Source organism: Rhodococcus sp. NPDC054953, assembly GCF_053609225.1.
The window spans coordinates 1-13,240 of record NZ_JBSGXD010000027.1 but is presented as its reverse complement, the minus strand read 5'-3'; the positions used below and the strand labels follow the sequence as shown (position 1 = coordinate 13,240).

The window sequence follows — 13,240 nt, the reverse complement described above, 5'->3', positions numbered from 1 at the left end:
GCAGGGTACGCCGAAGGGCCACCCCAGCGATCGACGATCGCGGGGGTGGCCCTTCGTGACGAACGGGCGCGCGGACTACTTGGCCGCGTACGCCTTCTGCAGGTTCTCGTCCAGCGCGCCGAGGAACTCCTCGGTGGTCAGGTAGCCCTGGTCCCCGCCGACGAGCAGCGCGAGGTCCTTGGTCATCTGGCCGCCCTCGACGGTCTTGATGACGACGTCCTCAAGCTGCTGCGCGAAGCCGATGACGTCGGGGGTGCCGTCCAGCTTGCCGCGGTGCTCGAGGCCCCGGGTCCAGGCGAAGATCGACGCGATCGGGTTGGTCGACGTCGGCTTGCCCTGCTGGTGCTGGCGGTAGTGCCGGGTGACGGTGCCGTGCGCGGCCTCCGCCTCGACGGTCTTGCCGTCCGGGGTCATCAGCACCGAGGTCATCAGGCCCAGCGAGCCGTAGCCCTGCGCGACGGTGTCGGACTGGACGTCGCCGTCGTAGTTCTTGCAGGCCCAGACGTAGCCGCCCTCCCACTTCAGCGAGGAGGCGACCATGTCGTCGATCAGGCGGTGCTCGTAGGTCAGGCCCGCGGCGTCAAACTCGGCCTTGAACTCTTCCTCGTAGATCCGCTGGAACTCGTCCTTGAACATGCCGTCGTAGGCCTTGAGGATCGTGTTCTTGGTCGACAGGTAGACCGGGTAGTTCTGCTGCAGGCCGTAGGCCAGCGACGCCCGCGCGAAGTCCTGGATGGACTTCTTGTAGTTGTACATGCCCATCACGACGCCGCCGTCCTCGGGCAGCTTGCACACCTCGTGCTGGATCGGCTCGGAGCCGTCGTCCGGGGTGTACGTGATGGTGACGGTGCCCGCGCCGGGCGCCTTGAAGTCGGTGGCGCGGTACTGGTCGCCGAACGCGTGACGTCCAACGATGACCGGCTTGGTCCAGCCCGGAACCAGGCGCGGCACGTTGGAGATCAGGATCGGCGCGCGGAAGATGGTGCCGCCGAGGATGTTGCGGATGGTGCCGTTCGGCGAACGCCACATCTTCTTGAGGCCGAACTCCTCGACCCGGGCCTCGTCCGGGGTGATGGTCGCGCACTTGACGCCGACGCCGTGCTTCTTGATGGCGTTCGCGGCGTCGATGGTGACCTGGTCGTCGGTCTTGTCGCGGTACTCGATGCCGAGGTCGTAGTACTCGAGGTTCACATCCAGGTACGGATGAACCAGCTTGTCTTTGATGAACTGCCAGATAATGCGGGTCATCTCGTCGCCGTCGAGTTCGACGACGGTGCCCTCAACCTTGATCTTGGACATGTGTACTTCGCGTCCTCCTAGGAAGTTTCCCCTGGTCACACGGTCTGTCGACCGCTTCGTGAGCGGTCGGCGAACGACTCAATCGATAAACCTATACGTGGCGCGCGAGCACCGGGCTGCCGCACCAAACAAGACAAGCGTACTGCTAGCGGCGTTTCGCACAACGGCCGACCCCACGGGCCCACCCCCTACCAATCGGTAACTTCTCCCAGTTCAGACCCCCACCAGCGGCGCGGCCCGCGACCCCACCGCGCCCGACGCCGCACCGGCGTCGACGACGACGCCCCCAGACTCTACGTCCGGATGTGAGGCGAGTCACCTCCGTGCCTGCGGTCGCCGCCCCGGATACCGTGGTCGGGTGCGCCGGATCAGCAGGGACACCATCACCAGGGATACGACGCTGTGCATGTCGCTGTCCGGACGGCCGTCGAACCTCGGGACCCGGTTCCACAATCACCTCTACGAGGAGCTCGGCCTCGACTACCTGTACAAGGCGTTCACCACCACCGACCTGCCGTCCGCGATCGCCGGGATCCGGGCGCTCGGGATCCGCGGCTGCGGGGTGTCGATGCCGTTCAAGGAGGCCTGCCTCGAGCACGTCGACGTGCTGCACCCGTCCGCGGCGGCGATCGCGTCGGTGAACACGATCGTCAACGAGTCCGGCGTACTGCACGCCCACAACACCGACTACGAGGCGGTGGTCACCCTGCTCACCGACCGTGGGGTCGACCCCGCGACCCCGGCCGTCGTCGCGGGCAGCGGCGGCATGGCCAAGGCCGTCGTCGCGGCCCTGCGCGCCTGCGGGTTCCGGGCGGTGACGGTGCTGGCCAGGAACGAGACCACCGGGCGGGCGCTTGCCCGGCAGTACGGGTTCGAATGGCACCCCGCACCGGACGGGCAACGGGCGGGACTGCTGGTCAATGCCACCCCGATCGGCATGGCGGGCGGTCCCGGCGCGGAGGCCTGCCCCTTCGACCTGGACGCCGTGCGGGCCGCCGACACCGTGTTCGACGTCGTGGCGATGCCCGCGGACACGCCGCTGGTCCGGGCGGCCAGGGCCGCGGGCACGGCGGTCATCACCGGGGACGAGGTGAGCGCGCTGCAGGCCGCCGCCCAGTTCGTGCTGTACACCGGCGTGACCCCGACCCCCGACCAGATCCGCCGGGCGTCGGAGTTCTCCCGACGAACGTGATCGAGCGGGGCGGGGCCGGAACGACGCCGTCCGCCCGGCTCGGATGAGCGGGGCGGACGGAAGTCGAGATGGGGGCGACCCCTCGGGACCGCGGGTCGAAACCTAGACGGCCGGGTCGGCGGGGACCTCGGGCGTGGTGGGGGTCTCGGCGTCGGCCGAGAAGCTGCCGAGCAGGCCGGTGAGCAGTTCGAGGATCTTCTCCATGATGTACCCCTTCGGTGTCGTGTCGGCCGGATCCGGCCGCGACCCAGTGTGCACGGCCGGCGCCCCGCTGTCCCAGGTTTCGAAAGTGAATTTTTCAAGACATGTGCGATCACGATCGGACAACCATTGCCCCGCCGGGGAGTCAGCGCAGGCCAGCCGCCGCGGCAACCTCCTGTGCCCGCGCGACGATGTCGTCGATGATCCGGGTCGACGGCCCGCCGGTCGCCGCGGCATTGCGCGGGTCGTCGAGGGTTCGGCGCAGCACCCCCTCCGCGATGATCGCCAGCTTCCACAGCGCCAGCGCGTGCCAGTAGCCGACCGCGGACCGGTCCCGGCCGGTGTCCGCGAAGTACGCGTCCGCGAGTTCGTCGCGGGTCGGGAAGCCCTCCGCGGAGGACGCGACGAACGGACCCTGCACGTGGTCGCCCGCCTCTGACCAGTACGCCAGCAGCGCCCCGACGTCCGCGAGCGGGTCGCCGAGCGTGCACAGTTCCCAGTCCAGCACCGCGACGACCCGGCCGTCGTCCCGGGCGGTGATGACGTTGCTCAGGTGGAAATCGCCGTGCACGAGGGTGGTTTCGGTTTGCTCCGGCGCGGTCCGGGCAAGCAGCGCGGTCAGGTCGTCGACGGCGGGCACGTCCCTGGTCCGGGACTTGTCCCACTGCCCGGACCACCGCCGAATCTGCCGCTCCGCGAACGGTGACCGGCTCGCCAGATCGTCGAGCCCGGCCAATTCCAGGTCGACCCGGTGGATGCTCGCCAACGCGCTCGGCATCGACAGCCCGGTGGCTCGGCGGCGCTCCGGGGTGAGCTCCTTGGCCACCCCGATGCTGTCGACGACGATCCCGTCGACGTGACTCATCAGCATCAGCGGCGCGTCGGTGACCGCCGGATCTTCGGTCAGGGCAAGCGCTTTCGGCACCGGAACGCCGGTACCCTGCAGCGCCGAGAGGATGCGGTACTCGCGGGCGACGTCGTGCGCGGACGCCAGCAGGTGCCCGAGCGGGGGCCTGCGCAGCACCCAACTCGAGCCGCCCGAGTCGGTCACCCGGTAGGTGAGGTTGGACTGCCCGTTGCCGATCCGGGTGAACGTCAGCGGCGCCAGCGCGCCGACCCCGAGATCCGCGATCCAGGCGGAGACCGCCCGCTCGTCCAAGCCAACGACGTCGCCCATCGACCGCTCCCCTCACTGATCGCCCGCCCGCCCCGGTCGGGGCGGATCGACGGGTGCTGCCCATCCGACACGATGCTAGTGCCGTCGCGCCGTTCGGGAGCGACCTCGGCGACGACGCCCGGTTCGCCGAAGTGGAACCGGCACATCACGAAACGGCAGCAGACAGTGCCGCCCGGATGCGGGAGAATGGCGGCGGCACATTCCACCCTCGGGGGGATGGAAGCGAGGGCATCCCGATGACCACCACCCTTCCGCACCCGCCGCGACGGCTGCCGCTGCTCGGCGACATGCTGACGGCCGACCCGCACCGCCCCGTCCAGCACATGGCCGAGCAGGCCGCGACGCTGGGGCCGATCTTCGACGTCCAGGTGTTCCGCGAGCATCTCACCGTGGTGTCCGGTCCCGACCTGTACGCGGACCTGTGCGACGACGCGCGGTTCGGCAAACGGATCGCGTTCAGCACCGCCTTCGCCCGCGAGATCACCGGCGACGCCCTGTTCTCCGCGTACACCACCGAGCCGAACTGGTCGCGCGCGCACAACATCCTGCAGCCCGCATTCTCACTGTCGGCGATGAAGAACTACCACGACACCATGGTCGAGACCAGCCGCGGCCTGATCACCCACTGGGACAGGGTGTCCCGGTCCGGGCCGGTGGACGTGCACACCGACACCAGCAAGCTGACGCTGCAGACGATCGGCCGGATCGGGTTCGGTCGCGACTTCCACTGCTTCGACTCCGCCGAGCCGGACCCGTACGCCGCCGCGACGCTGCGGGTGTTCGCCTACATGGGGCGGGCCGGGTACCGGATCCCGGTGCGCTGGCTCGACCAGCTCGTCCACCACCGCGCGATCGCGCGGGTCGATGCCGACGTGGCGTACACCCAGGAGGTCGTCGACGACGTCATCCGGGACCGGCGGGCGCACCCGGACGCCGCACCCGACGACGACCTGCTGGCCCTGATGCTGACCACCGCCGACCCGGAGACCGGCGAGTACCTCGACGACGAGAACATTCGCAACCAGGTCTTCACGTTCCTCGCCGCCGGGCACGAGACCACCTCCGGCACGATGTCGTTCGCGCTGCACCTGCTGGCCACCCACCCCGACGTCGCCGACCGGGTCCGCACCGAGATCGAGGCGCTGTGGCCCGCGGGCACCGAACCGGACCCGGCCTTCGCCGACGTCCACAAGCTCCGCTACCTGCGTCGCGTCGTCGACGAGACGCTGCGGCTGTGGCCGATCGGGCCGGGGTTCCTCCGCGAACCGCTGCACGACACCCTGCTCGGCGGCCGCTACCTGGTCCGGGCCGGGCAGCCGATGGTCGCCCTGACCCTTGCGGTGCACCGCGACCCGCTGTGGGGCGGCGACCCCCTCGCGTTCGACCCGGACCGCTTCCTCCCCGAACGGGCCCGCACCCGCCCGCCCGGCGTCTACAAGCCGTTCGGGACCGGCCTGCGGCAGTGCATCGGACGGCAGCTGGCGCTGCACGAGACGGTGCTCACGCTGGCGATGATCCTGCACCGCTTCGGCCTCGAACCCGACCCCGGATACCGGCTCCAGGTCGCCGAGGAGTTCACCCTCAAGCCCGCGAACCTGCGCCTCGGGCTGCGCCGCCGCTGACCTGGTTGCGTCCGGCGGGCAAAGGGGGATGCTGGGAGGTGAGGGCTCAGCGCGCCGGACGTGGTCTCACGAGGACCTCTTCGGCGCTGGCACGAGGAGGTCCCGGTGACCGACAGGGATTACCCGGTCCAGCTCGTCCAACCGGACGGCAGGCGGGTGCACGGCGCCCGGTACGCGGACGTCGTCGCCGACGTCGACGCGCAACGGCTGCGCGCACTGTACGAGGACATGGTGGTGGTGCGGCGCGTCGATACCGAGGCCACCGCGCTGCAGCGTCAGGGGCAGCTGGGGATCTGGGCGCCGTGCCTCGGACAGGAGGCCGCGCAGGTCGGGTCCGCGCACGCGCTCGCCGCCGACGACTATGTGTTCACCAGCTACCGCGAGCACGGGGTGGCCTACTGCCGCGGCGTCGACCCGGCCCAGTGGCCGCGGCTGTGGCGCGGGGTCGCGCTGTCCTGTTGGGATCCGAACGAGTTGGCGCTGACGAACCCGGCGATCGTCGTCGGCGCGCAGGGGCTGCACGCCACCGGCTACGCGATCGGGGCGCACCTCGACGGCGCCGAGATCGCGACCGTCGCCTACTTCGGGGACGGCGCCACCAGCCAGGGCGACCTGGCGGAGGCGCTCGGGTTTGCGTCGTCCTACCACGCCGGGGTGGTGTTCTTCTGCCAGAACAACCAGTGGGCGATCAGCGAACCGGTGACCCTGCAGAGCCCGGTCCCGCTGGCGCAGCGGGCAACCGGGTACGGCATTCCGTCGGTCCGGGTGGACGGCAACGACGTGCTCGCGGTGCTGGCCGTCACCCGAACCGCCGCGGCACGGGCCAGGGAGGGCAGCGGCCCGAGCTTCGTCGAGGCGTTGACGTGCCGGCTCGGCCCGCACACCACCTCCGACGACCCGACCCGCTACCGCGGCGCGGCCGACCTCGCCCCCTGGCAGGCCCGCGACCCGATCGACCGCGTCCGCCGACTCCTCGACCGCGAGGACGCCTGGGACGACGCGCTCGACACCCGGGTCCGGGCGAAGGCGGACGAGGTGGCCGCGGCCTTCCGGGCCGGTGCACTCGCGCTGGCCGACCCCGACCCGATGACCCTGTTCGACCACGTCTACACCGGCCCCCATCCCCTGCTCGAGGAGGAACGCGGCCGGTACGCCGACTACCTGCGGACGCTGGAGGAGGTGCCGTCATGACCGCCACGATGACCCTGGCAGGCGCGATCAACGCCGGTCTGCGGCGGGCCCTCGAACACGACCCGAAGGTGGTGCTGCTCGGCGAGGACATCGGCGCGCTCGGCGGCGTCTTCCGCGTCACCGACACCCTGCAGAAGGACTTCGGTGACGCCCGCGTCATCGACACCCCGCTCGCCGAGTCCGGCATCATCGGCACCGCATTCGGTCTCGCCCTGCGCGGCTACCGGCCGGTGTGCGAGATCCAGTTCGACGGGTTCGTGTACCCCGCCTTCGACCAGATCGTCTCGCAGGTCGCGAAGATCCACTACCGCACCGAGGGCCTGGTCCGGGCACCGCTCACGATCCGGATCCCGTTCGGCGGCGGTATCGGTGCGGTGGAACATCATTCGGAGTCACCGGAGGTGTACTTCGCACACACCGCGGGCCTGCGCGTCGTCAGCCCCGCCACCCCGGCCGATGCGTTCACGATGATCCAGCAGGCCGTCGCCGACGACGACCCGGTGGTGTTCTTCGAACCGAAACGCCGGTACTGGGATCGCGGCGAGGTGGACCCCGACGCGGCGGCGGCCACCGACCTGTATCGGGCGCGGGTCGCCCGATCGGGCACCGACGCCACCCTCGTCGCGTACGGGCCGATGGTCGCGACCGCCATCGCCGCCGCGGATGTGGCCGAGCGGGAAGGGAATTCGCTGGAGGTGGTCGACCTGCGCTCGCTGTCGCCGATCGACTTCGACACCGTCGAGGCGTCGGTCCGGCGCACCGGGCGACTGGTGGTCGTGCACGAGGCCCCGGTGTTCGCCGGTCTCGGCGCCGAGATCGCCGCGCGGATCAGCGAACGCTGCTTCCACCGGCTGGAGTCGCCGGTCCTGCGGGTCGGCGGGTTCGCGACGCCGTACCCGCCCGCGCGCCTGGAGACGCATTTCCTGCCCGACCCCGACCGCATTCTCGACGCCGTCGACCGCGTCCTCGCCGCGTGAGGTGCCGCCGTGACCGAGAACGAGTTCCGACTGCCCGACCTCGGGGAGGGCCTGACCGAGGCGGACCTGCTGTCCTGGTCGGTGTCCGTCGGGGACACCGTTGCACTGAATCAGGTGCTCGCCGAGGTGGAGACCGCGAAGGCGGCCGTCGAGCTGCCCTCCCCGTTTGCGGGCACCGTCCGCGCGCTGCTCGCGGCGCCAGGGGACACCGTTCCGGTGGGGGCCCCGCTGATCCGGATCGAGACGATCGGCCACGACCCGGCAACCACCACCGATGCCGCCGCGGCCCAGCGTGATTCGGTCCTCGTCGGGTACGGCCCCAGCGCGCCCGCGCCGAGCAGGCGGCGGGCCCGCCGCGCGCCCACCCCGAGGTTCCCTAATGTCACATCGGCTCACGTCACGACCCCCGATGTGACATTAGGGAACCAGGCACCGGGGACGCAGACGCGGGTGCCGATCCGCGGCATCCGGAAGCGGACCGCCGCCGCGATGGTGCGCAGCGCGTTCACCGCGCCGCACGTGACGGTGTTCGCGACGTGCGACGTGACCGCGACGGTGCAGCTGCTGGATCGGCTCCGCGTGCTGCCGCAGTTTGCCGACCTCACCCCGACCCCGCTCCCGCTGGTGGCGAGGGCGATGCTGGTGTCGCTGCGCACCCACCCGGACCTGAACTCGAGTTGGGACGAGGAGCGGCAGGAGATCGTCGTCGACAGCCGGGTGCACCTCGGGATCGCGACGGACACCGAGCGGGGTCTGCTGGTTCCGACGGTCCGCGATGCGCAGGCGATGAGTCTGGTCGAGTTGACCCGCGCGATCGACGACCGGGTTGCCGTCGCCCGCGCGGGCACCGCGACGCCCGCCGACCTGACCGGCGGCACGATCACGATCACCAACGTCGGCGTGTTCGGCGTCGACGCGGGCACCCCGATCCTGACGCCCGGAGAGGCGGCGATCCTGTGCCTCGGCGCGATCGCACGCAGGCCGTGGGTGGTCGACGACGATGTGGTCCCCCGGTGGGTGACGACGCTCGGGTTGTCGATCGACCACCGCGTCGTCGACGGGGCGCAGGGGTCCCGGTTCCTCGCCGACGTGGCCGCCCTCCTCACCGATCCCCTGACCCTCCTCGCCCGCGCCTAGTGCGTGTCTCCTAATCCCTCTCGGATGCACCTGGCCGGACAATCGTCGTCCGGGTAGGCGGAGGAGAAGCCGATACCGCTGTTGTATCGCCGCCCGACGACAACGCCGCCGGGCGGCGATTGGACGCCAGGGGCGCCGAAATGGGGATTGGGAGACATGCCCTAGCCCGATCATCGGGACATCTCCTTGGGTGCGGACGCCCGGGCGCGCGGGACGTGGGCGGGGGTGCGCGCGCCGCGGGTACGCACCGCGAGGAGGGCGCAGGCGATGACGGCGAGGCCGCCGAGGACGGTGCCCCCGGTGACCTGCTCGCCGAGTAGGAGCCCCGCCCAGCAGATGCTCATCACCGGCTGGGCCAGCTGCACCTGGCTGACCTGGGCCATCGGCCCGATCGCGAGCCCTCGATACCAGGCGAAGAAGCCGAGAAACGCGCTGACGGCCGCGAGGTAGGCGAACGCCGCCCACTCGATCGGGGTGCCGGCCTGCGGCTGCTCGGCGACGGCGACACCCGCGAGGACGACCATCAGCGGCGAGGCGAGCACCAGCGCCCAGGAGATCGTCTGCCACGAGCCGAGGGTGCGGGCGAGCACGCCGCCCTCCGCGTAGCCGATCGCGCAGACGATCACCGCGGCGAACAGCAGCAGGTCCGGCCAGCGGAGTCCGGTGCGGCCGCCGCCCTGCGCCGCGGCGAAGCCGACGGCCGCGACCGCGCCGGCCGCGGCGGCAAGCCAGAAGCCGCGGCCGGGCCGTTCGCGGGTCCGCACCACGGCAACCACCGCCGTCGCCGCGGGCAGCAGCGCGATCACGACCGCGCCGTGGCTGGCCGGTACCTCGGTGAGCGCATAGGAGGTCAGCAGCGGGAACCCGACGACCGTGCCGCCCGCCACCACACCCACCTGCAGCCACTGCCTCCCGCTGGGCCACCGCTGCCGCGTGAACCACAGCGCCAGGGCCGCCAGCGTCGCGGCGATCACCGCGCGGCCCGCGCCGACGAACATCGGCGACAGGTGACCGCTGTCGACGGCGACCCGGGTCAGCGGCACCGTGAAGGAGAACGCCGTCACCCCGAGCAGGCCCCAGCCAAGCCCGGAACCACTCGATACCAGTGCTCGCGCCCGACCGATAGCGCTACTTAGGTCATTCATGTTTGACGATAGCACCGCGGTTGCCTGCTGGCGCCGCGCCCGCGTCCGGTCAGCGCAGCTGCGTCCCCACCGCGCGCCCGATGATCCGGGCCGCGTCCGGGAACCGCGACGGATCCGGACCGGCGAAGTTCAGCCGGACGAACGGACCCGACGGATCCGCGGGAAACCACTCGGCGCCCGCCGCGATGAGCACGCCGTCCTGCTCGCAGTCCCGCACCAGGCGCTCCGCGTCGACCTCGTCGGGCAGCCGCAGCCACAGGTTCAGCCCGCCGCGCGGCAGGCGGTCCAGGGTCGCCTGCGGCAGGTGCTCGGCCACGCTTCGGGCAAGGAGGTCGCGCCGCTCGCGCAGCTGCCCCCGCAGGCTCCGCAGGTGCGTTCGCCAGGCGGGCGCCAGCACGACTTCCAGCGCCGCGGACTGCAGGACACCGCTGACGTACATCGACTCGGCGCCCCGGTCCGCCACCATCCGCTCCCGGACCGGCCCGCGCGCGATTACCGCGCCGACCCGCACCGCCGGGGAGACGCTCTTGGTCAGGGACCGGATGTAGACGACGTGGCCGGTGTCGTCGTAGGCGGCCATCGGCACGGTCTCCCCGTCGATCGCGAAGTCACACGCCCAGTCGTCCTCGACCAGGAACGCGCCGTGCTCGCGCACCACCGCCAGCACCCGTTCGCGCCTGGTCGACGACCACTGCGCGCCCGTCGGATTGGCGAAGGTCGGCTGCGCGTAGAACAGGCGAGCGCCGGTCTCGGCGAACGCGCGGGCGACGTCGTCGGGGTCCGGACCGTCGGCATCGCCAGCGACCGGGACGATCTGGACCCCGGCCTGCGCCGCGGCGAGGATCGCCCCCCAGTAGGTCGGGGACTCCATCAGCACCGGCAGTCCGGGCCCGGCGACCGACCGGAACACCGAGGTCAGCCCGCTCTGGGTGCCGGGAACCACGAGCACGTCGCGGGGCGCAACCGCCGTCACCCCGGCCGGGGTCCGGGACGCCAACTCGCTGGCGAACCAGGCCTGCAGTTCGGGCAGGCCCTGCGCGGGCGACCGCGTCACCGCCGTCTCCCCCCGGGCCGCGCGCGCGAGCGCCGATCGGACGATCCGCTCCGGAAGGAGCTCGCGAGCCGGATAGCCCGAATGCAGCTCGATCGCGTCGATCGCCGGCTCGCGCAGCGGCGCGGCGAGGCTGGGCACGCTCGCCGCGGCCGAACGCAGGGCGCTGGTCTGCCAGCCGAAATCCAGGGCCCGCGGCGTGCGGTGCCCCAGGACGAAGCTGCCCGCCCCGGGGCGGCTCTCGACCAGCCCCAGCCCGATCAGGGTCCGCATCGCCTTCTGCACCGTCACCGGGCTGGCGCCGTACCGGCCGGCCAGCTCCCGACTGGACGGCAGCTGCGCGCCGGGCGCGGCGGACGCGATCCAGGCACGGAGATCCGTCACGATCCGATCAGCGCTACTCACAAACCCGACTCTACGTCGATAGCGGTAGGGGGCAGGCAGCAACGCGCAGCTGCGGGTCGACCCGGTCGGGACCGGGACGGCACCGACGCGTGAGCACCGTTCTCCGATCCGGTGATCGCCGCGGCCAGCCACAATGGGTGCCGATGACCCTCGCGACGCTCGACCCCGCCCGGCTCCGTTCCGCCCGCGCCGCCGTGTTCGGCGTGTTCGCCGTCAACGGCTTCCTGCTCGCCGCCTGGGTCGTGCACATCCCGCCGATCTCCGACCGCACCGGCGTCAGCCACGCGACGCTGGGCTGGCTGCTGCTGGTGCTGGCCGGGGGCGCGCTGGTCGGCATGCAGATCGCGGGACCGCTCGCCGACCGGTGGGGCAGCCGCCGGATGATCGGCGCGGCCGGACTGCTGCTGTCCGTCGGCGCGATCGGGCCGGGGCTGGCGTCGGACGCGACGGGCCTTGCGGTGGCGTTGGCCGTGTTCGGGCTCGGCAACGGCGCGCTGGACGTGTCGATGAACTCGCAGGCCGTGCACGTCGAACGGGCCTACGGCAGGCCGATCATGTCGGCGTTCCACGCGTTGTTCTCGCTCGGTGGGGTGGTCGGGTCGGTGCTGGGCGCCGCGACCCTTGCCGCGGGCCTGGCCCCGCCGACCGCGCTGGCCGGTGCCGGGGCGCTCGGCGCCGCGACGATCCTCGGCTGCCTGCCCGCGCTGCTCCCCCACGAACCGCACCCGCCCGAAGCTCCGGAGACCGGCACCGGGCGGCGGCCGCCGACCCGGGCCGCGACCCGGCGCGTCCTCGCCCTCGGCACCATCGCGTTCGCGCTGTTCCTCGCCGAGGGGGCGGCCAACGACTGGAGCACCCTGCAGGTGAAGGAGCATCTCGGCACGTCGGACGCGACCGCGGCGCTCGCGTTCGGCGCGTTCGCGGTAATGATGACCGTCGGCAGGCTCACCGCGGATCGGGTTGCCGCCGCCCTCGGCCCGGTCGCCGTGGTCCGGTACGGCACCCTGATCGCGGCGGTCGGGCTGACGGCGGTGATCGGCTCGGGTTGGGTGTGGCTGACGCTGGCCGGCTGGGCGGTGTTCGGCCTCGGCCTGTCGGGGTGCATTCCGCAGATCTTCACCGCGGCGGGCAATCTGCACGCGGGGGCGCCGGGGGTGAACATGTCGCGGGTCGTCGGCATGGGCTACCTGGGCCTGCTGGCCGGGCCGGCGCTGCTCGGCTGGCTCACCGAGGCGATCCCGCTGACGTTGACCCTCTGCGTCCCCCTGGTGTTCGTCCTGGTCGCGTGCCGGTTCGCGGACCAGGTCCGACCGACCGCAGCAGCTGACGAGCTGTGACTCGCGGCGCTAGGTGACGGTGTTGGCGCGGTCAGGGGACCGTCCAGGCGCCGGCGCCGGGCGTGCTCGCGAGTAGCCCATATCCATCGGGCAGGGTGGCCAGGGCGACCACCGTCCCGGAACCGGTCTCGACCTCTGCGCCGTCACGGAGGTATGCGACGCCCGCTGCACCGGTGGAGATGTTCCACCAATGGACGAAGACATCGGTGTACGGCCCAAATCGGGTCACTCCCGGAGCGTCCGTGTCGGTAGTGGCAGTCAGGTAGTAGGTGCCCGCGCTCGGGAGTCCGGTCACACCGACGCCGAAACCGGAACCGGGAATGGCGAAGACCGTGTCGGTCGGTGCGGCGGCCGCGGGGTGTGCCACCAGGAGCAGCGCAGCGCCAGCTCCGGCGACGATCGATGCTCGGCGTAGACGGTGACGGTGCCACATCGACGAACCTCCCTGCCCGGCGGCCCGCTCCAAACCCCCCGAACATCGGCGCTGGCCCAAGAAGCCCTCATTC

General features: G+C 71.7%; 11 protein-coding genes. 6 read left to right on the top strand and 5 right to left on the bottom strand.

What is annotated here, in order from left to right; all coding sequences use genetic code 11:
• Nucleotides 1-75: 75 nt before the first annotated feature.
• On the bottom strand, nt 76-1,299 hold the full coding sequence (locus ACWF62_RS17120) for an NADP-dependent isocitrate dehydrogenase (RefSeq protein ID WP_378506845.1): 1,224 nt from the start codon (nt 1,297-1,299) through the stop codon (nt 76-78).
• A 358-nt stretch (nt 1,300-1,657) separates the two neighbouring features.
• Between ACWF62_RS17120 and ACWF62_RS17115 the strand changes: the two genes are divergently transcribed.
• Nucleotides 1,658-2,491, top strand: a complete 834-nt coding sequence (locus ACWF62_RS17115) for a shikimate 5-dehydrogenase (protein ID WP_452630710.1) — start codon at nt 1,658-1,660, stop codon at nt 2,489-2,491.
• Between the two features lie 346 nt (nt 2,492-2,837).
• Here the strand turns inward: ACWF62_RS17115 and ACWF62_RS17110 are convergent, their stop codons facing one another.
• Nucleotides 2,838-3,869, bottom strand: coding sequence for a phosphotransferase family protein (locus ACWF62_RS17110; RefSeq protein WP_452630709.1), 1,032 nt, complete (start codon nt 3,867-3,869; stop codon nt 2,838-2,840).
• Between the two features lie 236 nt (nt 3,870-4,105).
• Here ACWF62_RS17110 and ACWF62_RS17105 point away from each other — a divergent pair, with 236 nt between their 5' ends.
• The 4 genes from ACWF62_RS17105 to ACWF62_RS17090 all read left to right on the top strand — a co-directional run bounded on the left by ACWF62_RS17105 (nt 4,106) and on the right by ACWF62_RS17090 (nt 8,796).
• Nucleotides 4,106-5,491 (top strand): cytochrome P450, encoded by a 1,386-nt coding sequence (locus ACWF62_RS17105; RefSeq protein WP_452630708.1) that lies wholly within the window; start codon nt 4,106-4,108, stop codon nt 5,489-5,491.
• 105 nt (nt 5,492-5,596) lie between these two features.
• Complete coding sequence (gene pdhA, locus ACWF62_RS17100; RefSeq protein WP_452630707.1) at nt 5,597-6,682, top strand: pyruvate dehydrogenase (acetyl-transferring) E1 component subunit alpha; 1,086 nt, start codon at nt 5,597-5,599, stop codon at nt 6,680-6,682.
• The gene (locus ACWF62_RS17095; protein WP_452630706.1) at nt 6,679-7,659 is read left to right on the top strand and encodes an alpha-ketoacid dehydrogenase subunit beta; all 981 of its coding nucleotides are present in this window, start codon (nt 6,679-6,681) and stop codon (nt 7,657-7,659) included. Before pdhA ends, ACWF62_RS17095 begins: the two co-directional genes overlap by 4 nt.
• A gap of 9 nt (nt 7,660-7,668) precedes the next feature.
• Nucleotides 7,669-8,796 (top strand): dihydrolipoamide acetyltransferase family protein, encoded by a 1,128-nt coding sequence (locus ACWF62_RS17090; protein WP_452630705.1) that lies wholly within the window; start codon nt 7,669-7,671, stop codon nt 8,794-8,796.
• A gap of 170 nt (nt 8,797-8,966) precedes the next feature.
• Here ACWF62_RS17090 and ACWF62_RS17085 read toward each other — a convergent pair whose 3' ends face one another.
• Both ACWF62_RS17085 and ACWF62_RS17080 read right to left on the bottom strand, forming a co-directional pair.
• The gene (locus ACWF62_RS17085; protein ID WP_452630704.1) at nt 8,967-9,941 is read right to left on the bottom strand and encodes a DMT family transporter; all 975 of its coding nucleotides are present in this window, start codon (nt 9,939-9,941) and stop codon (nt 8,967-8,969) included.
• Nucleotides 9,942-9,990: 49 nt separating this feature from the next.
• Entirely contained in the window at nt 9,991-11,397 is a 1,407-nt protein-coding gene (locus ACWF62_RS17080) for an aminotransferase-like domain-containing protein (RefSeq protein WP_452630703.1), read from the bottom strand.
• 143 nt (nt 11,398-11,540) lie between these two features.
• Here ACWF62_RS17080 and ACWF62_RS17075 point away from each other — a divergent pair, with 143 nt between their 5' ends.
• Nucleotides 11,541-12,734 (top strand): MFS transporter, encoded by a 1,194-nt coding sequence (locus tag ACWF62_RS17075; protein ID WP_452630702.1) that lies wholly within the window; start codon nt 11,541-11,543, stop codon nt 12,732-12,734.
• A 31-nt stretch (nt 12,735-12,765) separates the two neighbouring features.
• Here ACWF62_RS17075 and ACWF62_RS17070 read toward each other — a convergent pair whose 3' ends face one another.
• A complete protein-coding gene (locus tag ACWF62_RS17070; protein WP_452630701.1) occupies nt 12,766-13,101 on the bottom strand; it encodes a hypothetical protein in 336 nt (111 codons plus the stop codon).
• Nucleotides 13,102-13,240 lie beyond the last annotated feature (139 nt).

Bases quoted from the DNA above. Each gene is read 5' to 3' on its own strand.
- ACWF62_RS17075 (WP_452630702.1), top strand. From the start codon at position 11,541: ATGACCCTCGCGACGCTCGACCCCGCCCGGCTCCGTTCCGCCCGCGCC.
- ACWF62_RS17120 (WP_378506845.1), bottom strand. From the start codon at position 1,299: ATGTCCAAGATCAAGGTTGAGGGCACCGTCGTCGAACTCGACGGCGAC.
- ACWF62_RS17095 (WP_452630706.1), top strand. From the start codon at position 6,679: ATGACCGCCACGATGACCCTGGCAGGCGCGATCAACGCCGGTCTGCGG.
- ACWF62_RS17110 (WP_452630709.1), bottom strand. From the start codon at position 3,869: ATGGGCGACGTCGTTGGCTTGGACGAGCGGGCGGTCTCCGCCTGGATC.
- ACWF62_RS17105 (WP_452630708.1), top strand. From the start codon at position 4,106: ATGACCACCACCCTTCCGCACCCGCCGCGACGGCTGCCGCTGCTCGGC.
- ACWF62_RS17085 (WP_452630704.1), bottom strand. From the start codon at position 9,941: ATGAATGACCTAAGTAGCGCTATCGGTCGGGCGCGAGCACTGGTATCG.